The organism is Robinsoniella sp. (assembly GCF_034124845.1).
Window position 1 is genome coordinate 1 of sequence record NZ_JAWYAJ010000186.1, and the last position, 23,295, is coordinate 23,295.

Sequence of the window (23,295 nt, forward strand, 5' to 3'; positions counted from 1 at the left end):
AAAAGGAAAAATAAAATGCAATATGTGCGGGAAAGATTTTGATGATATTGATAAGGACTTTAAGTTTGGAGTGCATTGCAGAATCGGATATGGTTCTCAATATGACGGAGATAAAGTGGATTTAGACTTATGCCCGGAGTGCTTTGACAAATTTGTACATAAGCTAAGGAAGAAATGTAAAATTGACCCAATTGTAGAATGTTATTAATATGCAGAAAGTGGGCGGTAAAAATAGAATATGGGTATGAGATTGTAGAAGCAATAAAAATGTACACTTTAGATGACAAAAATTTGCGTCTATACATAATGAAGGAACTTTTTGAGAACGTAACGAAGGGGAATTTTAAAACAAGCCTAAAAGATGAGATAGACGGCATATGCAGAAAAAGTGAATTGTGTCCAAGTTGTTTTGGAGAACTTGCGATTAGCAGCCACATGGAAAGCAGAGGTGAGTATTTCGGATTTCCATCAGAGGAAACCGTATATTCCAGAAAATGTACAAGATGTGGATGTATTTTAGAATAGTGGAGGAAATAGAATGAATAGAGGAATGAAGATTAATTTAAACGAAGTAAGCAAAGCTCAGGAGTTTGTTAAGCTTTGCAGTACATATGAGGATGATGTCAATGTATATTCGGGCAGGTATATTTTGGACGGGAAAAGCATTATAGGAATTTTCTCTGCAGATTTGTCGCAGGAAGTACAAGCAGAAATATTAACTCCAGATAAGGCGGTTGCAGATGATTTTTATACAAAAATATCTAAATATGGGGTGAAGTGATGGAAGAGGAGCGGGTACAAGATGATTGGTTAGCAAATCATCCAGCATGTGAAAAATGTGGAGGAGTCATGTATCCAATGAGGGAGAGGTATGATTTGGATTTTCCAGGTTTTACGGACATGTGGTACGAATGCTTAAGTTGTGGGAATACGGTTAGTAGGTAAGTTAAAGGGGCTCTGGCTATATAACAAAAAGCTGGAGCCGATGAAAGGTTTTATATGGACAAGAAGAAAGTATTTTTATTAATTGGAAGAAGTTGCTCTGGGAAAACAACAATCGCTAAGGGAATATATCAAAAGTTAAATTTGCAACAGGTAAAGTCCTATACAACTAGACCGATGCGTACAAATGAGACGCCAGAAGAAAGCGACCATATATTCATTCGGAAGGATGAAATAGATCAGTATTCCAATGATATTGCAGCATGGACAAGCATTAATGGATATGAGTATTTTACGACAAAGAAGACTCTCGATAATTGTGATATCTATGTCATTGACCCAAAGGGTTTGGAAGATTTAAAGAGAAGGTGCGCAGATCTATATGAGTTTGTAACCATTTATGTCCGAATGCCGATGTCGGTAGGGAAAAGAAGAGCAGAACAGCGAGGAGAAGGATTGGAATCATATTTGAAGAGGTATGCTATGGAAAATGAGCAATTTTCAGAATATGAGAGAAAAGCTGTATGGGATTACCATATATTAAATGCAGGTACGATACAAGAAGCAATATCAAAGGGCGTAGGGATTGTAAGTAATGAAATGATGAAACACAAAAGGGGATGGGATAAGAAATGATGCTCATTCAAATATGAAATCGCTGTTTCATTGTATTATTTGCAATGTATAAATGCGCAATAACAAATAATAAGGAGGTATTAATTTGACAGTAGAAGATTGGTTAGGTAAAGATAATAAATTAGGTATAGATATATGGAGTAAAAAATACCAGTTCAATAATGAAACATTTGACAAGTGGTTAGACAGGGTTTCGGGTGGTAATAAGCATATTCGCCGGCTGATCGTAGAAAAGAAGTTTCTTTTTGGTGGACGTATTCTTTCGAATAGAGGATTGGATAAACTGGGCATGAAGATGACGCTCTCCAATTGCTATGTTATTTCGCCACCAGAAGATAATATTGAATCCATATTTGAGTGCGCCAGTAACCTGGCACGTACCTATTCTTATGGTGGTGGATGCGGCGTTGACTTAAGCAATTTAGCTCCGAGAGGTTCTAAAGTGAATAATACAGCAAAACAGACATCGGGAGCAGTGTCTTTTATGGATCTTTATTCAACGGTAACTGGTTTGATAGGGCAAAACGGAAGACGTAAATAATTTAATATTATCCATCGAAATGTGTAAAAGTAGGAGGAGTAAATTTGGATAAAAATTTTTTAGAGAAATATTTGAATGAAGGGATGTCAACAAGAGACATTGAAAAAATATGTGATAAGGATCATAGGACAGTTTCTTATTGGATTAATAAATATGAGTTAAATGAGTTATCAAAATTTAAAAAAAAGAGTACATTCAAATTTGAGAAAATCGATAGTAAAGAAAAAGCATATACTTTGGGATTTATATTATGTGATGGAAGTATTAAACAAGACACCAATACAGAAGTAGCTGTTTCATTGTATGATAAAAAGGTAGTTGAATTCATTTCCAAAATTATTAATGGAACAGTAAGATATGACCATACTTTAAATAAATCCACAAGAAGATTCCCAAGGGCAAGACTTGTAAAAAAAATACAAGATATTACGAAATTTACTGGTGGTAATCTTAAAGTCGATAGGCATTACCCAAGAATTCGCGACGACTTGGAAAGATATTTAATTCAGGGAGTGTTTGATTCTGATGGATGCATTACTTGGGGAAGAAGAAAAGATAAAAATAGGATTTGGCAAAAAGTTTCTTTTACTTCACAACTCAAAATATTGCAAGGTGTGCAGAAATATCTTATTAATAAATTGAATATTTCAACGACAATTAGACCAAAGAGCAAAGAAAAATGTTTTGTACTCGAATTTTCCAACAAAAAAGATGTATTAAAATTTTGTCAGCATATATATCCAAATGAAAAATTTATTATCCTAAATAGAAAATATTTAACATTTAAAGCGCTGCGTCTTGAATTGGAAGAAAACGGTGAAAGCAATCGCAGTGATTGTCAATACCGTGCCGAGCCTACAGAGTAGGAAGGTGTAGAGACTAGCGGAGATACAGCGATGTATCTTAATAACCGCATTAGTATCCAAGGCTATTTATGAATAGTTAAGATATAGTCCGAATGGGCGCTTTGATGCTTTCGCTTTCATGTGAGCATCCAGACTTAGAAGAGTTTATTGGTATCAAATCCGATTTAGAAAAAGTTACCAAAGCAAATATCTCAATACGAATAACGGATAAATTTATGGCAGCGGTAAAAAACAAGCAGCCATTTACTCTTTCGTTTACCAGGGCAGAGACGGGAGAAACAATAATAAAAGAAATTGATGCCAACGAAATATTCCATAAAATTTGTGAGATGAACTGGGATTATGCCGAACCAGGGATGTTATTTTGGGATAAGATAGAAAACTGGAATTTGCTTAGTTGTGACGATAATTTTCATTACGCCGGAACTAATCCGTTAGCCATATAAACGTGCGGATTTAAAACCCCTTCTGATTGACTTGGACGAGGATCATAACTCTACAGGGCGCAAGTTTAAATACAGCGTGAACGACTGAGCGAAGGGGGCTTGGTATAAGTTTATCAAGTGTGCGACAGTCTAGCGCACAATACGAAATATGATTGTTACGTATGGTGTGAGGCGCAGAAGAACCTCTTCCAGCGGGAGGAAGCTGTTTGCTGGGAAGTATTAATCTGGCAGAGTTTGTAAAAGCAGATAAAGTGTTTGACTTTGAAAAGTTTGAAAAAACAGTACGTATATCTGTGAAAGCATTAAATGAAGTATTAGACGAAGGTCTCCCGCTACATCCGCTACAGGAACAAAAAGATTCCGTAAGGGATCGGAGACAGATAGGATTAGGCATATTTGGGTTGGCTGATATGCTAATTAAAATGGAATTGAGATATGGAAGTAAAGATGCTATTGAAATTTGTGAATTAATAGGATTAAAAATGGCATATGCAGCAATAGATGAGTCTTCTAATTTGGCAGAAGAATTTGGTATATTTCCCAAATACAATCGAAATGCAATTATGCAGTCAGCATATTGGAGAAGGCACACTTCCACTGATAATAGAGATAGAGTGTTGGCGTTTGGAATGGCAAATTCACAGTTGTTGACAATTGCTCCAACTGGATCACTATCAACGATGCTGGGCGTTTCAGGAGGGATTGAACCAATCTATGCAAATTTCTACGAACGCAAAACGGAGTCATTGCATGGGCGTGATGAGTACTACAAAGTATATACGCCAATAGTAAAAAACTACATGGAAAAATTTAATCTTAAAGATGTTAGTGAATTACCTGATTATTTTGTTACTGCCCAAACACTTGATTATCATGAAAGAATTAAAATGCAATCAATCTGGCAAAAACATATTGATGCTTCGATAAGTTCAACTGTAAATGTACCTAACAATTTTACAGTAAAACAAGTTGAAGAACTATATATGTATGCCTGGGAAAAAGGTCTTAAAGGAGTCACAATCTTTCGTGATGGATGTAAACGTGCCGGGATACTTACAACGCCAAGTAAAGCTGGATCAGCAGAAAAAAGTGTTGAACAGATTCTCCCAAGAGGGATGATTATAAAAGCAGATGACAATTGCATAGGGAAAAAACGTACTCTTACAACGGGATGCGGAACTTTACATTGTGAAGCATTCTTTGATCAGGATACAGGAGATTTATTGGAAACATACTTCAGTAAAGGTTCTCAAGGAAATTGCAATAATTTCATGATTGGTCTGTCACGTATGATTTCGCTGAGCGCCAGAGGCGGGATTGATATTTATTCTATTGTAGATCAATTAAAGAGCTGTGGTTCCTGTCCCTCTTATGCGGTAAGGTCAGCGACAAAAAAGGATACATCAAAAGGATCTTGTTGCCCGGTAGCTATTGGAAATGCGTTGACTGATATGTATGAAGAGTTTATCAATGAGATCAATGAGGATTATGATGATATAAAGCCAAAGTCTGATAAACAAAGTAGAAAGAAGAATCTTATGAATCCATGCCCGCAATGCGGTGAACCACTCGCCTTTGAAGGTGGATGTAATATATGTAAAAGCTGTGGATGGAGTAAGTGCGATTAAGTAAAAAAGGAGAAAGAAATGCAGAGAATAGCCAAATTTAGTAAAGTAAGTTATGAGCAGTTTAAAAAAGATTATCTAGAAGAATACCCCGCAGCTGCCGATTCAAAAATCAAACATTTATATGAAGAGATCAAACTTCCCAAAAGAGCCACAACTGGCTCTGCGGGATATGATTTCTACCTGCCAAAGGATATTACACTGGCACCAGGGCGCACAGTTAAAATACCTACGGGAATTCGTGTGGAGATGGAGGGGAATTGGGTGCTAACATGTTATCCCAGAAGCGGATTGGGTTTTAAATACCGCCTTCAACTGAATAATACAGTTGGTATTATAGACAGAGATTACTTTTATTCCGACAATGAAGGACATATTTTTGCTAAATTAACCAATTGTACTAACGAGGGTAAAATACTACAGCTGAAAGCGGGAGATGCTTTCATGCAGGGAATTTTTGTTGAATATGGAATAACGGTAGATGATAAAGTGTTCGCAATTAGGAATGGTGGATTCGGGAGTACTGACTTAAGATAAGACAGAGTATTATTATATAAATCATATAAATATAGAATAAAAGGAGATAAAAAGATGGATAAAGTAAACGTTTACAAGGAGATTCCATTTTGGTGTAAAATGAATCTAACAATTAAAGAAGCAGCTGCATATTCTGGCATAGGAATTAATAGGCTTGATGAATTAACCAATAATCCTAATTGTGATTTTGTACTACGCAAGGGTACTCATAAGATGATAAAGCGTAAACAATTTGAACAATTTAATGATAATCTTCAGGCTATATAGTTGAGTAAGTGGCTTTAATATGATAGAATAAAGACATCATATCAAAGCTCTTTTCAAACTATGAAAGGAGTTTGAACAATGTCTGAAAAACGTAAAGATTCGAAAGGAAGACTTTTAAGAACAGGGGAGAGTCAAAGAAAGGAAGGAAAATATCAATATAGATATGTTGATTTAAAAGGTGAGAGACAAACTATTTATAGCTGGAAATTAGTGCCTACAGACCGAGTTCCTGTGGGGAAAAGAGATGATACTTCTTTACGAGAAAAAGAAGCGGTCATTAATAAGAAGTTAGAGAAGGGTATCTACGATAGTAAAATAACTTTAAACGATATGTTTGATCAATACATTATACGGAAAAAATATAAAGGGCGATCACTAAATGAGTCAACCTGCGGAAATTATAGGGGGATGTGGAACAAGCATATTCGTAGCAAAAGAGAAGCAAATAAAAAAGTTCATGAGATAAAACGCAATGATATTATTGCAATATATAAAGGATTACAATCCGAAGGAGTTTCTTATGGAACTATAACATTTTTTAATAAATTAATGAATGCAGTCTTCAATATGGCGCTGGATGATGAACTGATATTAAAGAACCCAGTTAAAAGATGTATTAATGAAATATGTGGTAACGAAAAAAAAAGATTTGCTCTGACACGGGATCAGGAAGAAGGATTGATTAATTTTGCAAAAGAAAATGATTATCAAATGTATTTGCAAATAGTTTTTTTGTTAGATACAATGTGTAGAATTGGCGAATTTGCTGGACTGACTATTAGCGATATAGATATGAAGAAACGGAGAATAAATATAGATCACCAATTAAAATTTTACAAAAAATACAGCATAGCACCTCCAAAGTCTGACTGCGGAAATCGAACCATACCTATGTCAAAAAGGGTTTATAAAATTGTTAAAGAGATTAGTAATAATAAACCAAAAGAATTTGAAGTTGATGGCTACACAGATTTTTTGTTTTACAGTAAGCGGGGGAATCTAACAAACTGTGCGAATTTTAATAGTTCGTTAAAAGTTCTTGTTAATAACTATAATAAAAGTGTAAAATCTGATCTGAAAATAGAATATATTTCTGCCCATATATTAAGACATACTGGATGTACGAGAAAAGCAGAAGATGGTATGGACTTAAAGGTTATACAATATCTCATGGGACATAGCAGTTCAAAAATAACAAACGATGTTTATAACCATGTAAATGTAGATCGAGTAGAGAATAATATGCTGCGGGCTGGTATCATTGATCTCTAAATGGTGTAAATTAGAAAACTACGACTTTTTACACCATATTTTACACCATTACACCAAGTAAATATATACCAGCCATAATATGTTATATAATTCTCAGGGTATCTAAAGCCAGTAAATATCAGCATTTGAGGATTTATATGAAGATATAATACCTCTAGGAATCTTACAAATGTGTAATCTAAATGTCACCTATATGCAAGCTAATCATGTTATGCTATACCCATCGAATGAAAGCCTGTTTAACATGCTTTGGAAAGGTGGATTTAAATGAACTTATTAGAAGTAAAAGAATTATACAAAACCTATGGAAGCGGTGAGACGGCAGTAGAGGCGCTGAAAAATGTATCTTTTTCCGTTCCAAAGGGCCAGTTTGTTGCGGTTGTGGGCGAGTCTGGATCAGGGAAAAGTACGCTGCTGAATATGATTGGTGCGCTGGACACGCCAACCTCTGGGTGTATTCAGATTGACGGCAGAGAAATTCTGGAGATGGATGATGAAAAGCTTACGATTTTCCGGCGGAGGAATATAGGATTTATTTTTCAGGCGTTTAACCTGATTCCGGAGTTGACGGTAGAACAAAATATGATATTTCCTCTGCTTTTGGATTATAAAAAGCCGGACCAGGCTTATGTGGAAGAGCTGCTGACGGTTTTGTCTCTGAAAGAAAGGCGGAATCATTTGCCAAGCCAGTTATCAGGGGGGCAGCAGCAGCGTGTTGCAATTGGGCGGGCACTGATTACCCGGCCGATGCTGATTCTGGCGGATGAGCCCACGGGAAACCTGGATACGCAAAACAGCAGTGAGGTTATTTCCCTGCTGAAGTCGGCATCCAGGCGATACAGCCAGACAATTCTGATGATTACCCATAACCGCAGCATAGCCTCTACGGCGGACCGGGTTCTAAGGGTTTCGGATGGGATTCTTACTGATTTAGGGGGGTATGCAGAGTGAAGAGCTATCTTGGATTGATTTCTGAATATGCAAAGGTGCATAAAAAGAAAAATCGCTTAACCATCACCTGTATTGCAGTATCCGTTTTGCTGGTTGCAGCGGTTTTCGGCATGGCAGACATGAGCGTAAAGACACAGATGATTGAACAGATAAAGACATATGGAAATTACCATGCGGTTGTATCAAATCCGGCTCCCAAAATTGCAGAGCAGATCGGGAACAGGCCGGATGTGGCAGTTTCCGGCTGGGTATACGAAATTGAAAGCGGGAGAACCGGAGATTTGGAGGTACGGATTTCCGGTGGGGATGAGGCTATGTCCAGAGAGATGAATATGGAGGCAGTCGAAGGGCGGTTTCCTGAGGCTTTGGATGAAATTATGATGGACAGGTCGGCTATGCAGAAGCTGGGTTATGCAGTGGGAGATACAGTAGATATTACTCTTGCAGACGGATCATCGGGCAAGTTTAAGATTACGGGCATCAGCAGTGATTTCGTATCTCTAAAGTCTTTTGACCGGCATGGCGTTTATTTTTCTACGGTTGGAATTCAGAATCTCCCATCTGAAAATGTGTATAGCGCTTATTACATCCAGTTCAAAAAGAGTGCCAACATACGTCAGGCGATAGAGGAAATAAAGACAGATTATGGGCTTTCCAAAGATCAAGTAGGTACCAACCGGGTACTGCTTGGGTTATTAGGCCAGGGAAACGACAGTGGGATGTACCAGCTTTACCTTGTGGCAGGTATTTTGTTTGTGCTGATTCTCTGTGCAGGTACATTTATGATTTCAAGCAGCTTTACGATGCGGGTGACAGAGCGGGTGCAGTTTTTTGGAATGATGCGCTGTCTGGGAGCAACGAAAAAGCAGGTCAGACGTTATGTGAGACGGGAAGGGCTTCGTCTGTGTGTAGTTGGAATTCCCATTGGTTTACTGGCGGGAACACTGATGATGTGGGCGGCTGCAGCTTATCTTAAGTTTTTCAATTCCGCATTTTTTGCAGAAATGCCGCTGTTCCAGATCAGTGTGCCCGCACTTCTTGCAGGGGCAGGAGTTGGTTTCCTCACTGTTATGCTGGCGTCCAATGCTCCGTGTAAAAAAGCAGCGGGAGTTTCGCCCCAGGCGGCGCTTACAGGGAGTCTAAGGGGGATGAAAACAGTAGGAAAAGCGGCAAATACCCGTCTTTTTCACGTGGAAACCGGGATGGGGGTAAACCATGCATTTCAAAGCGGTAAGAATACATTTTTACTTTCCGGATCATTTGCTATCAGCATTGTTTTATTTTTGTGTTTTACGGTGCTGATCACGTTTATGAATCATGCACTGAATCCTCTTCGGCCCTATGCCCCGGATATCAGTGTTCTGGCTGAAGAAAATGCTCCGTCAATAAAGCATGACCTTGCGGGAGAAATCAGTGAACTGGCAGGTGTCAAGAAGACATATGGCCGTATGTTTGCATATGATATTCCGGTTTCTGGCAGGGAGCAGGTCAATACCGCTATGCTGATTTCTCATGAGCAATATCAGTTCGATTGGGTAGAGGATCAGCTGATTGAGGGAAATATAGAAGATGCCAGGGATGGAGACGGAGTTCTGGTTATATACTCAGAAGAACAGGACTGGCATGTTGGGGACACAATGTTGGTAAATCTGCCAAAGGGAGAAACTTCATTGCGTGTGGCGGGCATCTTAGCAGATGCACCATATGACAGAGCAGCAGGGGAACAGGCTGTTATCTGTTCTGAAAAAACCTTTACCGCACTGACCGGATCTGACGATTACACCATTATTGATATACAGGTAAATGCAAATGCACCCTCTGATCTGGATGAGAAAATTCGAGAATTAGCCGGAAACCAGATTTCACTGCTTGATAAACGAATTGCAAACCGGGATGTGCAGGCAGCCTATCTGTCAATGTCGGTGTTTGTGTATGGTTTCTTAATGATAATCGCTTTCGTAGCGCTGCTGAACATAGTAAATACCGTAAATGGCAGTGTTTCCAGCCGGATGAATCAATATGGAATGATGCGGGCCGTAGGAATGAGCGCCAGGCAGCTAAAGCGGATGGTTTGGGCTGAAGCAGCCTCCTATGCTGTAGTAGGAAGTATCGCAGGCTGTGTTTTGGGGCTGTTATGCCACAAAATGGTGTTTACTATGATGGTCACGGAAAACTGGGGAGTAGAATGGCAGCCTCCGTTACTGGTATTGGCGGTTACCATTGCAGCTTCTGCTATTACGACATTTATTGCGGTGATTTCACCATCGAAGAAGATTGAGAAGCTTAGTATCGTAAATGTGGTGAATGCACAGCAATAGTCCCAATATTTCCACTTTACTCACCTGGAATTACCAGCTCAGATTCAGCATGCTCAGATATAGATGTCACGGTAATTTTTCCTTCGCTTTTATAGATGTTAAAAGAAATGACACTTACCATTATCAAGAGGATGTTTATTACAACAAATCCGATAATGATACCCAGTACAATTTTAAACAGTAGTTTTGAACGACGGTTTTTTATGGCAAGCTGCTCATTGATTCTGGACAGCTGTTCGGCAATATCATTTTCGCCAGACTCTTTTTGAATTTTTTTCGCCTAATAATTCACTTACCGGAATCTCAAAAAGGTCGGCTATATGGATCAGCATTTCTGCATCAGGAACAGAAAGCCCTTTTTCCCATTTTGAGATTGTCTGACGAACCACATTCAGCCGGACAGCAAGTTCCGCTTGTGTAAGTCCTTTTATGGTTCTGGCTGTTTTTAAATTTTCACTAAACATAGATGGATACCTCTCTTTCCTGTATTATTTTAACTTAAAAGGTACCGTTGCTGCAAGCAACAAAGGTTAACATGGGCGTTTTTTCTACAATGGTGGAAATTCAACAGTAACGCGTAACCCTATTAGTAATCCGATCAGCAATTTAAATGATATCCTGAAGATTCTGGAAATTAAAAATAGTGCTGGAATTATCGTTAAAAATGAAATATACTGAAGAAAACAAAAACTTGGCATATTATGAGCTGTTCATAATATGCCAAGTTTTTGAGATGAACTGTTTGAAAAGAGGAGGATAATGTGAGGATGGATACTTGTTATGTAATTGGTATAGCAGGGGGGACTGCTGGAGGAAAGTCCACTTTTTGTGAGCACCTTTCGAAATTGCTGGAAAGACAGGGATTCAATACAGCAGATATACATTTGGATGATTATTTTAAACCGGTGGATGAACGACCGGTTTCTGAAGCACCGGTAAGCGGGAAAAAATATACAGATGATAACCATCCTGATACGATGGATTTAAAGCGCGTATATTCAGATATACGAAGCTATATCGATTCCGGTCAATGTGATGTAATTATCGTAGAAGGGCTTCTGACGTTATGGGAGAAAAATATATATCAGTTACTTGATTTAAAACTCTATGTGGATTGTCCTGCTGACGAAAGAATCATCCGCAGACTGAAAAGGAACATGTCATGGGGTAGGACATTTGAAGAAGTCTCAGAAGTTTATCTGGATCTGGTCCGGTACCGCCATAATGAATATGTAGAACCTACTAAGTGGAAAGCTGATATCATAATCAACGGAACGGCATCTGCAGACAAGGCTGCTGTCAGGATTGGACATATTGTTCAGGGGGAATTAGCCGGAGGTGAAAAGATTGGTTCGAATAGCCATTTGTGATGATGAGCCTGATTCTATCCTTAGAAACAAGGAGATTTTACAGGCATGTACCGGCAGGATGAAATGCATTGCAGATATTCTTACCTATACCAATGGAGAGATGTTGTTATCGGATATACTGGAAGATGATTTTTTCTATGACCTGATCCTGCTTGATATTGAGATGCCTAACATCAGCGGAATGGATATTGTCCAGTCAATAAAACCCAGGCTGCCAAATGTGCGGGTAATTTTCATTACCTCTCACATAAAATATGCCATAGACAGTTTTGAGCTGTCAATCTTTCGGTATGTTCCCAAAGATGATCTGGAGAAACGTTTGACCTATGCGGTATCGGATGCTCTGAAATTAATTATGCTGGAGAATCATAAAAATTATCTGGTAGTCACGGCGAATCGGATGGAGAAAGTCAGTTTTCAGGATATACTGTACATTCAGAGAGATGGGAAAAACTCTGCGATCACTACTTTTCACGGAGTGATAAAGGTGAGGAAAAGTCTTCAGAATGTCCTGGAAGAACTGGATGCGGAAGAATTTATATTTATAGAACGGGGATGTATCGTGAACCTCATACAGGTAACGCAAATAAAAAACAGTATGATCTATCTAAAAAATCAAATTGAATTACCGATCAGCAGATCCCATTTGCAGGGGGTGAAAGTTGCGCTGAATTCATATTGGGGGAAACGTATATGATGAGTTTCTTACTAAAGTTTCTGATTTTATTTATAAATATAGTGCTGTGTCTCAGTTGGAATGAGGTTCTGCTTTCGGAGGAAAGAAAGAGGGTTATTTCTTTTCAAAAATGTGCAGTTAGTGCAGGGCTTTCGGCGTGCTTATGCATTTTTGGAAAAATATTTCAGGTCTATGCAGTTGAACAGGTCATCCTTGTTATTGCAGCTGCCGGGATAGGCAAATATTTTTTATCGGCAAATCTGAAACTATTGGTCTCATCCACTTGTTTTTGCCTTTGTATAATTTATTTGTTTGATACGATGGTCTGGCTGTTATTATTAGAATTTTTACAATTACCAATTGTAGTGTGCGCAGGCATCTGGATTTGCGTAAAAGTTCCGTTTCTTATCTGGATGCTGGTGTATCCGGGCATTAAGCGCATATTAAAAGAAATAAAACCGTACTATAATTCGATCTGGGGAACGCCGGTTGTTGGTTTTATGGGCATTGCATTTTTAAGCTTCCGGACCTTTTCCATAGAAGAAAAGTCTGCCGTGTTTGTTATATGGGGAATATTGCTTGCGGTGCTTTATTTACGGATATCCCTGGCGTACAGCCATATCAGATATCAAAAAGAAAAGGAATATATTGCAACGATTCATATGCAGAAAGAACTGCTTGAAAAGAACTATTCTGCCCTTAATCAGGCGTATTCTGTCAATGCAAAATTATTTCATGACTTTCACAGACATTTAGAAATCATGCTGCAAATGGCTAATAAAAGCAGGGACACAGATATGGCAGAATATATTGAAAATCTAAGTGAACCGCTAAAAGAAATCGCTTCCGTTATATGGATTGGAGATGAAACGGTAGATTATATTATAAACAGCAGATATTCCAGAGCAAAAGAAAAAGGAATCCGGATGGAAATGAATATCGAATTTCCTCATAATACCAATATCCGGTCCAATGACCTGTGCACGATTCTTTCAAATCTGTTAGACAATGCAATCGAGGCATGCGAGCGGATGGCAGATGTGGCTGCGCCGGATTCTCCTTCTATTTTCCTGATGATCAGACGAATACAGAATATTCTGATTATCAAATTGGAAAACAGCAGCCCCCAGCCGGACTACAACAGCAGCGGGGAACTGAATACAGCAAAAGAAAACAAAACATTGCATGGGTACGGGTTGAAAAATATTGAATCAGCTGTTTTAAAATACGATGGTGTCATGCAGACCTCTTACGAAGAGAATATTTATCGTACCATTATTACACTTTCATTTGAAGGGGTTTCCATGTGTTCAAAATAGTCAGCGCAGAAGGTTGCGCTGGCTGTTTTTGATAGAGATTAGCAAAACTCAGCCATTTTTCGTGATACGTAAAAATTCATCAGCCATCGCTTCCGGAGTTTCTTTCGCTCCGCCCTCCAGCCAGCACAATACCATGTTGTAAAATGCTCCGGCATGATAATAAAGTTCATACTTGGAGATGGAACTTGCGGGCATGTCGCCATGTGCGTCGATCACACAGTCGGTGACTACATCGAGGAGGGAAATGGATGATTTTGCCCGGTGGAATGCCAGGATGAGCGCCGCATGTTCTCCGTAAAACCGGAACTTGTACCGCATCAGCTCCCAATTGTGGAAATCCTCCACAGGGGATGGACTTCCCTGGTGGTAGCTTAGGGTCATTTGCTGGAGGCCGTATTCAACAAGTTCTTCAATGGATTTAAAATTACGGTAAAAAGATGCCCGGGCCACTCCAGAGTCGTTAATTAGTTCGGTAACTGTAATTTTGGACCAGTCTTTGTACTGCATGAGGGCAACCAATGCGGACAGAAGCCGGTCTTTTACTAACTGATTTGCTATTTTTCTCTTGTCCATGAAACATTTCTCCTTAATTTGTATCAGGTTAGCCAGTTGACAGGAAGAATGAATGTGATACAATCTATATCATATTCAAATTTTGAAGAGAAGTCAAGAGGAGGAGCATATGATTTTTTATTTTAGCGGGACCGGAAACAGCCAATTAGCGGCTAAGATCATTGCGGAAACTACCGGTGATGAAATGATTTCTATTAACGATTGCCTGAAAAAGGGCAAAGAAAATACCTTTAAATCAAGAATGCCACTTGTGTTTGTAGCGCCGACTTATGCCTGGCGTATGCCCAAAGTGGTAGAAGAATGGATTCGCAAAACGGAATTTGCAGGAAGTGGAAAGGCTTATTTTGTACTTACCTGCGGTGGAAGCAGCGGAAATGCCATGGCATATGTTAAGAAGATCTGTAAAGAAAAGAAGATGCAGTTCAATGGAATTGCCACTATCCCAATGCCGGAAAACTATGTGGCGATGTTCCAAACGCCGGATGAACAGGAGTGTAAAAATATCGTAGAGGCTGCGAAACTGGCAATCGGGAAAATTGCTGTACAGATTCAAAAGGTGGAGAAACTCCAGGATCCCATTATATCCCTTCGTGATAAAATGTTAAGCGGACCGATTAATGGTGTGTATTATCCCCTTCTGGTACATGACAGGGGCTTCACCGCATCAAGTACATGCATTTCCTGCGGAAAATGTGCCAGGAGATGTCCTTTAAACAATATCATTATGGTGAACGGCAAGCCTCGTTGGAAAGGAAACTGTACTCACTGCATGGCATGTATCGCAGGATGTCCGGCAGAGGCTATTGAATATAAGAAGTCATCAAAAGGACGTCACCGCCATTACATTATGGAAGAATAACCTGGTAAAAGTACCTGAGACATTTGAGTGAAAGGAAGTAAATAATGAAAGAGCATAGGATTCAGGTAGATCTTGCAAAATGTATCGGATGCGGTATGTGCAGGAGGGATTGTCCTGCTGACAATATTTCAATAACAGATAAAAAAGCAGTAATTAAATCCCAGGCGTGTATCAAATGCGGGCATTGCGTTGCTGTCTGTCCCAAAGGGGCTGTCTCTATGACCGGTTTTAAGGAACCGCCGGTGGAAATTAAAAAGTCTGTCATATTAGATCCGCAGCAATTAATGGATGCCCTCAGGACCAGAAGGAGCATCAGGCAGTTTAAAAAGCAATCGGTAACGCAGGAAGTGACGGCGCAGATTATCGAGGCGGGACGCCTGACCCCCAGCGGGGAAAATGCCCAGGATGTTTCATATATCGTGTTAAAGGACAACATGGAGCGATTTGAAAAAATGGCGGTCCGTTTATTTAAAAGACTGCTGCCATTTGCCCGGCTGGTGAATCCAGTGGCTAAAAATAAAGAGATTGATGATCACTTTTTCTTTCATGAGGCACCGATTGTAATTATGGTTGTGGCGGAGGATAAAATAAACGGAGCACTTGCCGCTTCAAATATGGCACTTATGGCAGAGGCAAACGGATTAGGAGTGCTATACAGCGGATTTTTCTCTATGGCTGCAAACATGTCACTATCACTGCGCAGGGCACTTGGTGTAAAACGGAAAAACAAAGTTGTTGAAACACTGGTTCTGGGATATCCGGCTGTCACTTATCACCGCACGGCACAGAAGGAAGCAGCCAAAATATCGTTCCTGTAGTTATCTAAGCAGTATAAAAATTGCATATGGGCAGGGAGATTAAGGGGTATAATACGGAAAATTATACCTCTTATTTGTATATCTTTTGTTTCCCTCAGAAATATCACGCTTACACCTCCATAAAATAAGGTTAATTAAGATAAAATAAAACTTAGTTTAAGGTTTGTAGGTTATGATATTGATATTAGTCATGTCTTCATGACCGTTTCCAAAACCACTAACCATAAAATGCGAGGGACAGAACCCAACTGACTGTTGGGGTATCGGAATCCTTCACGTTCTACAAGGAGGAATGAAATGAATGAAATTATTTTAAAACTCTATGAATTCCTGACAGTTCTGGCGCCGCTTATGATCTTCTGCATAATAAGATATAAGGGATATAAACAAAAAGGCATTGACGGAACGAAAAGCCATTTTGTATTGGTGTTCTTCTTTGCCTGCTATATTTTTGCGGTCTTTTATCTGACGGGGGCAGGAACACTGTTTGATCTAACGATGTATGGTATAGAAGTGCGTGCAGGTGAGGTTAACCTGCTGCCATTTTCTGGGAATATAGATCTGACGGGGTATGTGCTTAATATCCTTTTATTTGTACCGCTTGGGCTTTTTCTGCCGGTTATTTCGCCAAAGTCAGGAAAGCTAACTTATATGGTATTATTCGGATTTTGCTTTTCCCTGTTGATAGAGATCAGTCAATTGTGCAACCACAGGAGGACGGATGTGGATGACCTGATTATGAATACAATAGGTGCAGTGATCGGATATTTGTTATACGCAATCCTGAATAAAAGAATGAAATGGAATCCTAAGCGTAACGATTATTTCAAATATGAGCCTGTGATCTATATCATTGTCATGTTTGCAGGCAGATTTTTATTATTTAATGAGTTTGGATTAGTAAAAATCCTCTATCATATCTAATTATTTTTAATGAAATCTATTTGCCTGTAACTAAAAACTGATTGGTATTTATTTGGAAGTTATGGAGAAAAGAAAAGTGGATAGTAAAATTTTATTGGTTGACGATGAAAAAGATATAACCGATTTAATCGAAGAAGTCCTTATCATGGATGGATTTCGAAATATAAAAAAAGTACATAACGGCAGAGATGCGGTGAATTTGTGTAATAGTTTTGAACCGGATGTGGTGATACTTGATATAATGCTGCCGAATTTGGACGGCATTGAGGTGTGTAAGGAGATCCGGCAATTTTCTTATTGCTCCATCCTGTTTTTATCTTCTAAAAATGATGATATCGACAAGATATTGGGATTATCCAATGGGGGAGATGATTATATCACGAAACCATTCAGCCCCCAGAGAAGTCTCTTTCCGAGTGAAAGCACAGCTGCGAAGGCAGCAATATTCCAACTGTATGCCTCGGGATAAACATATGGTGAATACAGCAGCAGGATGGGACGATTGTATAGAATGATGGGGATAATAGAACAGGTGTCCCCGGGCTGCGGTCATTCCACTGCACCCCTCCCAAATTTCTTCCCGGAAATGCAGACAGCAATTACCGTAATCAATACGCCCGCTAATGAAATTATAAACATATTTTCGCTTTCAAAGCTTCCGGAGAGCCTGCCTAATTCTTCGGTAACCAAAACACCCGGATAATTAAATGGGTAGAGAAGCTTTAGAACGGGAATGTTGGAAATTAAGATTCCCGGCAGGATCAAAACCAGACTTACGGCAAGTGTCAGGATTGGTTTTACCAGAGAGACGCACAAGAGCCAGAACACTGCTGCCATTGGAACTGCTGACAAAAACAGTTTGATACACCAGATCAACAGATATCCTATGGGGGTAGCTATTTCAATGCCTGCAGCCAGTCCGGTTATGATTCCGGCAGCTATAAAAAGCATAAAGTACAGGAGAAGTTCTGTAAACAGCAGGATGAAGATCATAGTCATTTTAGCCAGAGAGACTTTTTGGGGATTGATTGGCAGGGTAAGTGTTTTAATGATGCCTCTTCCCCCATATTCCCTCTGCAGCATCATGGTACAAATCACCACCAGGCTTAAGGGCATTAAGTAATAGCCGTACATCAGAGAACTCTGCACAAACATCATTTCCCAGGCATGACCGGGCTGTTGACCAATATAGGCGGATATGGATGCCATGCCCGTAATAATGACCAATAACGCAGGTATCATCAAGATTAGTATAATTTTGGAACGCCTGATTTTCATAAATTCTATTTTCATTAAATCCGTAAATTTCATTTAGACCCACTCCTTTCGTTTCAGTAAAATCGTTGATATGATCAAGATCACGGCACTTTCCGCTATGGCAATTCCTATGATCCAGCCTGGTATATAACCATCCATATGGACTGCCGGATATATAATCAGTGAAAAAGGGTTGATTAAAAATGCAGTATTTCCGCCCAGTGCCCCATAACCCAGAGCACTGAAAAGTCCGGCAACACCAACTCCAATGGTGATCCACATATTGCTGTTTAATGCTGATATAAGAAGCATCAGCAGTGCACCAGGGACAGTCAGGAGGAATACGCTACCCATAAACAAAACAATCTGCCCAACAGCATTTGTCTCTGCCGGAAGAAAGATTTGCGCTGTCAGAATCAGACCGGCAGTTTCCATGATAAGGGCAGAGAATATCGTAAAAAGATATATCACGGTTTTCCCGGTATAGATACGCATGATACTAACGGGCAGAGCTGCCATCTTCTTTATGCCTTCGGAAGCATACTCTGTATGGAATAATGTACAGGCGCCGACGATAACAGCAAATAAATTCACCAGGGAAATCAGACCATAGGACTGGGTGAGCAGTCCCGCTGCCGGATCCAGAGGCAGATGCAGTATCACATCTTTTTGAACTGCGAAGAAGGCAAATGCATATCCGCCGCCTATGAATCCGGCGGACAGCATGATTAAAAAATAACAGGTCCGTTTCAGCTTCCTTTTTTCAATAGCGATTATGTTCCTTCCCATCAATGCCGCCCCTTTCGTATCTGGTTATCTTCGTCGATCATTTCCAGGAACATTTCTTCCAGGTTGTCTGCCGCATAACCGTTCTGAAATGCCTGCTTTCGTAAATCTTCCAAACCTCCTTCAAATAGCAGATGCCCGTGATTCAGAATACCGATGTCATCCGCCACAAGCTCTATTTCCGAAAGTAAATGTGAAGAAATTAAAATGGTGCAGCCCAGCTTACGGGGGAGGGAGCGTATCAAGGATCGGATTTCGTGGATACCAACAGGGTCTAAACCGTTTGTAGGCTCATCCAGAATTAAAATGGGAGGATGTCCAATCAGAGCAGATGCAATCCCCAGACGCTGTTTCATACCCAGAGAATATTTTTTGGCGGGACGGTCCTTAAACTCGGTGAGGTTCACCAGTTCCAGTGCATCCGAAACGGACTGTCTGGGGAGATGCAGCACGAGGCGGATCAGTTCCAGATTTTCTTCCCCGGTCAGGTTGGCATAGAAGGATGGTGATTCGATCATGGAACCGATATCTTTCAGGATTGCTGCCCGGTCCTTTGGAAACATTTTTCCATTGATCATAAAGTTTCCACCGGTGGGTTTGATAAGTCCTAACAGTATCTTCATAGTGGTAGATTTCCCGGCTCCATTGGGACCTAAGAAGCCGTAGATACTTCCTCTTTTTACATGGAGGTTTAAGTTTGTCAGGGATGTAAAATCTTTGTAGCGTTTCGTCAGTTCTTTTGTTTCAATGATGTAGTTGTTCATATTGTAGTGCTCCTTTCCTGTTGATTAATTTCAGTATAGCAATACAGGATGACGCCAGGATTCTCTCAGGATTACTTTTAGATTACTTTTTCCTTCGTTTTGCGTTTTTTTTGAAATAATATAGTATAATGCAGATAAGAAAAGGAGTGGGGATATGGACGATACTTATTTAAATACAAAGCAAATTTTATTGGTGGACGATGAACCGGAATTATTGGAGTTTCTGCAGATGATTTTGAAGGAAGACGGATATATAAATATATCTGCGGCAACTACTGTTCGGACTGCCTTAGAGCTGGTGGGGCATATTTCACCGGATCTGGCTATTTTGGATATCATGCTGCCTGACGGGGATGGTTATGAGATTGCGGAAGTAATTATGAAACGTTTTCATATACCGGTGATTTTCCTTACAGCAAAGAGTGAAGACCAGGATCAGATCAGAGGTTTGAGCCTGGGGGCAGATGATTATATTCTAAAGCCCTTTCTGCCGGAGGCTTTTTTGCTGAAAATAAGAGCCATGCTGCGCCGCTGTTACAAGTCGGAGAATCCCCTGGTAAATCTGGCAGGCTGCAGCATTGATTTTCAGAAGGCAGAGGTGGTTAAGGAGGGGGAACATATTGCCCTCACAGCAAAGGAATATGAGATTCTAAAAGCGCTTCTTCTAAATGCAAACCGCATTCTCACGATAGATGCGCTCTGCGAAGCTGCCTGGGGAGATAATATCTTTGGCTATGAAAAGCCACTGATTGCTCACATTAGACGGATTCGGGAAAAAATTGAGCGGGTTCCCTCAAAGCCGGAATCTCTGCTAACGGTTAAAGGACTGGGATATAAATTAATTGTGCAGGACAGGAGGTAAACATGAAAGGAATTACGAAGATATTCAAACGATTTTTTCTGATTCTCTGCCTGATAATTCCAATCATACTCTTGCTAAATGCAGGTATCTATTTTTTCTTCATTATGAAAGATTATCATGCAGCCAACGAAGCGGCACCCGTTCCGGTATTGGAGAGGATATCAAGCGGTCTGATCTTGTCAGATCAAGGGGTTACCGTCCCGGAAAATGATCAGGAATATCTGAAGAAACACGGAATCTGGGGGATGGTAATTGATCCTGTGGGCAAAGTCATATGGAGCAGCGGTCTTCCGCCTGAAATTTCCCTGCAGTATTCTCTGGCGGACATCGCTTTGTTTGCAAAGGACCACCTGAAGGATTATCCGGTATTCACACAGGTTATGGGAGATCATCTCTTAGTACTGGGCTATCCTAAGAACAGCTACATGAAGATTTCCAATTACCTGCCTGTTCAGATGGTTCAAAAAGTACCATTGGCTGCTTTGATTATGGCAGCGGGAGATTTTTTATTTCTCTTTGGGGTCTATTATGTAACCAATAAAAAACTGCAGCGCTCCATCACGCCGCTGGTAAATCAAATCGAGGAACTTCCCCGGGGAAAATCAGAGCTTATACCGGAAACTGGGGTTTTGGAATCAGTTGCCAGGAGTATTAATGAAGTGTCTGCAGTGATGCAGGAAAAAGACAGGGCACTGAAAAAGAAAGAGACTGCCCGGGCAAACTGGATCGCAGGTGTCTCCCACGATATCCGGACCCCTCTTTCTCTGATTATGGGATATGCACGGAAGCTGGAAGATGCGCCAGGATTAGCAGAGAAAGAGAGGGGATGGGCTTCTGTTATTTCTAAGAACAGCACACGTATCCGGCAGCTGGTAAATGATTTGAATCTGGCATCTAAGCTGGAATATAACATGCAGCCCTCCAAACTGGTGTTGCTGCATCCGGTTCCTATGCTTCGAAAAATAATGGCAGGGTACCTGAATGATGGAATACCGGACAATTACACTGTTGACTTCACATTTGAAGAAATAGGGGAAGAAGTCTGCCTGAACGGGGATGCAGAATTACTTGACAGAGCCATGGGTAATTTAATTAATAATGCAATAATCCACAATCCCAAGGGGTGTGGGATTCAAATCCATGTATTCTGCGGGGAGTCCGAAATTTGCATCAGCGTAACCGATAACGGGAAAGGAATTACGGCTGAACGATATGATTATCTGGCAAAGACCCCTCATTACATGCTCTGTGACAGCAACCTGAAGACCCAGCGCCATGGTCTGGGTTTATTAATTGTGCGTCAGGTTATGGAAGTGCATCATGGAAGGGTAGAAATTGCAAAAAACTATGGCGAAGGATTCCGGATTACACTTTATTTTCCCGCAGTCACCCTTTCTTCCGGTGACCTGTCTAAAGGCGGCATCACTGCATGCAGATAGGGGACCGCGAATTCTTCTGTTAAAATCCAGTCCTCTATTTTATTCCTGGGGAGAATTACAGGCATGCGGTTATGAATGTCCGCCATGGAATTATTTGCTTCGGTAGTCAAAATGACAAATCGCGGCTCTCCTTTAAACTCGTTGAAGATACCAGCCATATAAAGGGTATTCTGCCCGGGCAGGGTAAACCGGTATTTCGTTTTGGTGCCATCCTGGGACCATTCATAGAAGCCTGTGCTTGGTATTACACATCTTCTGGAATGGAGACTTTCCCGAAAGGTTCTTTTTTCATCAGCGGTTTCAGACCGGGCATTGATAATGACGCCCTTTGTTCGGAAGTTGGGAAAGCCCCAGATGGAAAGGTCAGCCGCGATCTGACTGTTTTCTGCTTTTAACACAGGTACTGTATTTGTAGGAAATATTTCGCCTCGTTTCATATTATTTTCCGGGTATCTGGCAGTGATATTCTGCACAATTCTCATTATCTCCCGGTTGTCCTCTTCCGTAAATAAACTATATCTTCCACACATTAAAATTTTCCCTCCACAAACCAATTTGGATTTTCGTAAAACAGATAGGCATTGCGGCCACCGATGGATACGGTATAGCGCATCCCCTGGCCTCCGGCTTTCAGTGACGCAGCACGCCGGATATCAATGATTTTGTCGATGGTATATATATGCCCATCTTCCCACAGGATATTCAGCGGTGTAATCGTACCGTCAGTTCCAAAGCGTGCAGTTACTTCTACAAATATTTTCCTTGTCATAGGTCTCCTCATTTACTTGCTTTTCAGGAACGATTCCGGATAAATAGTGTGTTCCGCCACCGGATCCAGGTTGGATAAAACCTTATCTGTCAGCATGATTCCTCTTTGAACGGCAAAATGTCCAAACCGTTTTCTGATGGAATCTATGGAGCGTTCCAAATCTTCCTGTTTCTGCCTTTTCACTGCTTCCTCCAGAAAGGAGAGCTGCTGAAATTCCAACAGCATAAGATTACATGCCCTCACACCCAGGCTTCTCACCGGATTTGCAGGTCTGTTTTTACAATATAATTCGTAGGCTTTCTCAAATATTTCCTGTGCGGTACAGGTAGGAGAATGCAGCCGCCCCTGTCTTTCATAAGCAAATAATGTATTATCCCGAATGCTGATCTGTACGGTGCGGCAATAAAAATGCTCAGCCCGCATACGCTCCGCTACACTTTCAGCGAGAATCAGCAGGGTAATCTTGATTTCGTCATCG

General features: G+C 40.4%; 28 protein-coding genes and 2 pseudogenes. 22 read left to right on the forward strand and 8 right to left on the reverse strand.

Translation table 11 applies throughout. The features are described from left to right. The 13 genes from ACH2DQ_RS08540 to ACH2DQ_RS08600 form a co-directional block, all read left to right on the forward strand. Positions 1 to 208: hypothetical protein (locus ACH2DQ_RS08540; protein WP_395026381.1), on the forward strand; the 208-nt coding region annotated here is incomplete at its 5' end. A gap of 59 nt (positions 209 to 267) precedes the next feature. Then, positions 268 to 525, forward strand: a complete 258-nt coding sequence (locus tag ACH2DQ_RS08545; RefSeq protein WP_394914780.1) for a hypothetical protein — start codon at positions 268 to 270, stop codon at positions 523 to 525. A gap of 13 nt (positions 526 to 538) precedes the next feature. Continuing rightward, complete coding sequence (locus ACH2DQ_RS08550) at positions 539 to 781, forward strand: HPr family phosphocarrier protein (RefSeq protein ID WP_394914779.1); 243 nt, start codon at positions 539 to 541, stop codon at positions 779 to 781. A gap of 218 nt (positions 782 to 999) precedes the next feature. Further along, the gene (locus ACH2DQ_RS08555) at positions 1,000 to 1,578 is read left to right on the forward strand and encodes a hypothetical protein (protein ID WP_394914778.1); all 579 of its coding nucleotides are present in this window, start codon (positions 1,000 to 1,002) and stop codon (positions 1,576 to 1,578) included. Between the two features lie 85 nt (positions 1,579 to 1,663). Then, positions 1,664 to 2,119 carry a hypothetical protein gene (locus ACH2DQ_RS08560; protein WP_394914777.1) on the forward strand — a complete coding sequence of 152 codons (456 nt, stop codon included), beginning with the start codon at positions 1,664 to 1,666 and terminating at the stop codon, positions 2,117 to 2,119. A 44-nt stretch (positions 2,120 to 2,163) separates the two neighbouring features. Then, on the forward strand, positions 2,164 to 2,985 hold the full coding sequence (locus ACH2DQ_RS08565; protein WP_394914776.1) for an LAGLIDADG family homing endonuclease: 822 nt from the start codon (positions 2,164 to 2,166) through the stop codon (positions 2,983 to 2,985). A 92-nt stretch (positions 2,986 to 3,077) separates the two neighbouring features. Continuing rightward, on the forward strand, positions 3,078 to 3,431 hold the full coding sequence (locus tag ACH2DQ_RS08570) for a hypothetical protein (RefSeq protein ID WP_394914775.1): 354 nt from the start codon (positions 3,078 to 3,080) through the stop codon (positions 3,429 to 3,431). Positions 3,432 to 3,637: 206 nt separating this feature from the next. After that, complete coding sequence (locus ACH2DQ_RS08575; RefSeq protein WP_395026386.1) at positions 3,638 to 5,059, forward strand: hypothetical protein; 1,422 nt, start codon at positions 3,638 to 3,640, stop codon at positions 5,057 to 5,059. Between the two features lie 18 nt (positions 5,060 to 5,077). Next, positions 5,078 to 5,593 carry a deoxyuridine 5'-triphosphate nucleotidohydrolase gene (locus ACH2DQ_RS08580; protein ID WP_394914773.1) on the forward strand — a complete coding sequence of 172 codons (516 nt, stop codon included), beginning with the start codon at positions 5,078 to 5,080 and terminating at the stop codon, positions 5,591 to 5,593. Positions 5,594 to 5,647: 54 nt separating this feature from the next. Further along, the gene (locus ACH2DQ_RS08585) at positions 5,648 to 5,860 is read left to right on the forward strand and encodes an excisionase (RefSeq protein WP_394914772.1); all 213 of its coding nucleotides are present in this window, start codon (positions 5,648 to 5,650) and stop codon (positions 5,858 to 5,860) included. Positions 5,861 to 5,938: 78 nt separating this feature from the next. Further along, complete coding sequence (locus tag ACH2DQ_RS08590) at positions 5,939 to 7,132, forward strand: tyrosine-type recombinase/integrase (protein ID WP_394914771.1); 1,194 nt, start codon at positions 5,939 to 5,941, stop codon at positions 7,130 to 7,132. 267 nt (positions 7,133 to 7,399) lie between these two features. Then, the gene (locus ACH2DQ_RS08595) at positions 7,400 to 8,083 is read left to right on the forward strand and encodes an ABC transporter ATP-binding protein (RefSeq protein WP_394914770.1); all 684 of its coding nucleotides are present in this window, start codon (positions 7,400 to 7,402) and stop codon (positions 8,081 to 8,083) included. Next, a complete protein-coding gene (locus ACH2DQ_RS08600; protein ID WP_394914769.1) occupies positions 8,080 to 10,401 on the forward strand; it encodes an ABC transporter permease in 2,322 nt (773 codons plus the stop codon). The genes ACH2DQ_RS08595 and ACH2DQ_RS08600 overlap by 4 nt, the downstream gene beginning before the upstream one ends. A gap of 245 nt (positions 10,402 to 10,646) precedes the next feature. On the opposite strand, the gene ACH2DQ_RS08605 is transcribed toward ACH2DQ_RS08600, so the two are convergent. Next, positions 10,647 to 10,865 carry a helix-turn-helix domain-containing protein gene (locus ACH2DQ_RS08605; protein ID WP_395026390.1) on the reverse strand — a complete coding sequence of 73 codons (219 nt, stop codon included), beginning with the start codon at positions 10,863 to 10,865 and terminating at the stop codon, positions 10,647 to 10,649. Between the two features lie 303 nt (positions 10,866 to 11,168). Here ACH2DQ_RS08605 and ACH2DQ_RS08610 point away from each other — a divergent pair, with 303 nt between their 5' ends. From ACH2DQ_RS08610 to ACH2DQ_RS08620, 3 genes are read left to right on the forward strand one after another with little or no spacing between them, the layout of a single operon-like run. Next, entirely contained in the window at positions 11,169 to 11,771 is a 603-nt protein-coding gene (locus ACH2DQ_RS08610) for a uridine kinase (protein WP_394914767.1), read from the forward strand. Next, positions 11,740 to 12,468, forward strand: coding sequence for a LytR/AlgR family response regulator transcription factor (locus ACH2DQ_RS08615; RefSeq protein ID WP_394914766.1), 729 nt, complete (start codon positions 11,740 to 11,742; stop codon positions 12,466 to 12,468). Before ACH2DQ_RS08610 ends, ACH2DQ_RS08615 begins: the two co-directional genes overlap by 32 nt. Then, positions 12,465 to 13,766: a GHKL domain-containing protein gene (locus tag ACH2DQ_RS08620; protein WP_394914765.1), complete on the forward strand. Its 1,302-nt coding sequence runs from the start codon at positions 12,465 to 12,467 to the stop codon at positions 13,764 to 13,766. Before ACH2DQ_RS08615 ends, ACH2DQ_RS08620 begins: the two co-directional genes overlap by 4 nt. Before the next feature lie 48 nt (positions 13,767 to 13,814). Here the strand turns inward: ACH2DQ_RS08620 and ACH2DQ_RS08625 are convergent, their stop codons facing one another. Next, on the reverse strand, positions 13,815 to 14,339 hold the full coding sequence (locus ACH2DQ_RS08625) for a TetR/AcrR family transcriptional regulator (protein WP_394914764.1): 525 nt from the start codon (positions 14,337 to 14,339) through the stop codon (positions 13,815 to 13,817). Between the two features lie 109 nt (positions 14,340 to 14,448). On the opposite strand from ACH2DQ_RS08625, the gene ACH2DQ_RS08630 reads away from it, so the two are divergent. The 4 genes and pseudogenes from ACH2DQ_RS08630 to ACH2DQ_RS08645 all read left to right on the forward strand — a co-directional run. Continuing rightward, positions 14,449 to 15,198: an EFR1 family ferrodoxin gene (locus ACH2DQ_RS08630; RefSeq protein WP_394914763.1), complete on the forward strand. Its 750-nt coding sequence runs from the start codon at positions 14,449 to 14,451 to the stop codon at positions 15,196 to 15,198. Between the two features lie 44 nt (positions 15,199 to 15,242). After that, on the forward strand, positions 15,243 to 16,016 hold the full coding sequence (locus ACH2DQ_RS08635; RefSeq protein ID WP_394914762.1) for a nitroreductase family protein: 774 nt from the start codon (positions 15,243 to 15,245) through the stop codon (positions 16,014 to 16,016). A gap of 297 nt (positions 16,017 to 16,313) precedes the next feature. Beyond that, positions 16,314 to 16,940, forward strand: coding sequence for a VanZ family protein (locus ACH2DQ_RS08640; RefSeq protein ID WP_394914761.1), 627 nt, complete (start codon positions 16,314 to 16,316; stop codon positions 16,938 to 16,940). A 61-nt stretch (positions 16,941 to 17,001) separates the two neighbouring features. Continuing rightward, positions 17,002 to 17,401, forward strand: a pseudogene (locus ACH2DQ_RS08645) (response regulator transcription factor); the annotation flags it as partial. Positions 17,402 to 17,489: 88 nt separating this feature from the next. On the opposite strand, the gene ACH2DQ_RS08650 reads toward ACH2DQ_RS08645, so the two are convergent. From ACH2DQ_RS08650 to ACH2DQ_RS08660, 3 genes are read right to left on the reverse strand one after another with little or no spacing between them, the layout of a single operon-like run. Then, a complete protein-coding gene (locus ACH2DQ_RS08650) occupies positions 17,490 to 18,251 on the reverse strand; it encodes an ABC transporter permease (RefSeq protein ID WP_394914760.1) in 762 nt (253 codons plus the stop codon). Then, positions 18,252 to 18,986 carry an ABC transporter permease gene (locus tag ACH2DQ_RS08655; protein ID WP_394914759.1) on the reverse strand — a complete coding sequence of 245 codons (735 nt, stop codon included), beginning with the start codon at positions 18,984 to 18,986 and terminating at the stop codon, positions 18,252 to 18,254. After that, on the reverse strand, positions 18,986 to 19,747 hold the full coding sequence (locus ACH2DQ_RS08660) for an ABC transporter ATP-binding protein (RefSeq protein WP_394914758.1): 762 nt from the start codon (positions 19,745 to 19,747) through the stop codon (positions 18,986 to 18,988). Before ACH2DQ_RS08660 ends, ACH2DQ_RS08655 begins: the two co-directional genes overlap by 1 nt. 154 nt (positions 19,748 to 19,901) lie before the next feature. Between ACH2DQ_RS08660 and ACH2DQ_RS08665 the strand changes: the two genes are divergently transcribed. Continuing rightward, positions 19,902 to 20,609 carry a response regulator transcription factor gene (locus ACH2DQ_RS08665; protein WP_394914757.1) on the forward strand — a complete coding sequence of 236 codons (708 nt, stop codon included), beginning with the start codon at positions 19,902 to 19,904 and terminating at the stop codon, positions 20,607 to 20,609. Between the two features lie 2 nt (positions 20,610 to 20,611). Continuing rightward, a complete protein-coding gene (locus ACH2DQ_RS08670) occupies positions 20,612 to 22,048 on the forward strand; it encodes a sensor histidine kinase (RefSeq protein ID WP_394914756.1) in 1,437 nt (478 codons plus the stop codon). Here the strand turns inward: ACH2DQ_RS08670 and ACH2DQ_RS08675 are convergent. The 3 genes and pseudogenes from ACH2DQ_RS08675 to ACH2DQ_RS08685 form a co-directional block, all read right to left on the reverse strand. Next, positions 21,982 to 22,578, reverse strand: coding sequence for an SOS response-associated peptidase (locus ACH2DQ_RS08675; protein ID WP_394914755.1), 597 nt, complete (start codon positions 22,576 to 22,578; stop codon positions 21,982 to 21,984). The two genes, ACH2DQ_RS08670 and ACH2DQ_RS08675, sit on opposite strands and share 67 nt — an antisense overlap. Further along, complete coding sequence (locus tag ACH2DQ_RS08680) at positions 22,578 to 22,817, reverse strand: hypothetical protein (protein ID WP_394914754.1); 240 nt, start codon at positions 22,815 to 22,817, stop codon at positions 22,578 to 22,580. The genes ACH2DQ_RS08675 and ACH2DQ_RS08680 overlap by 1 nt, the downstream gene beginning before the upstream one ends. A 12-nt stretch (positions 22,818 to 22,829) precedes the next feature. Continuing rightward, positions 22,830 to 23,295: pseudogene (locus ACH2DQ_RS08685) on the reverse strand (DNA polymerase IV); the annotation flags it as partial.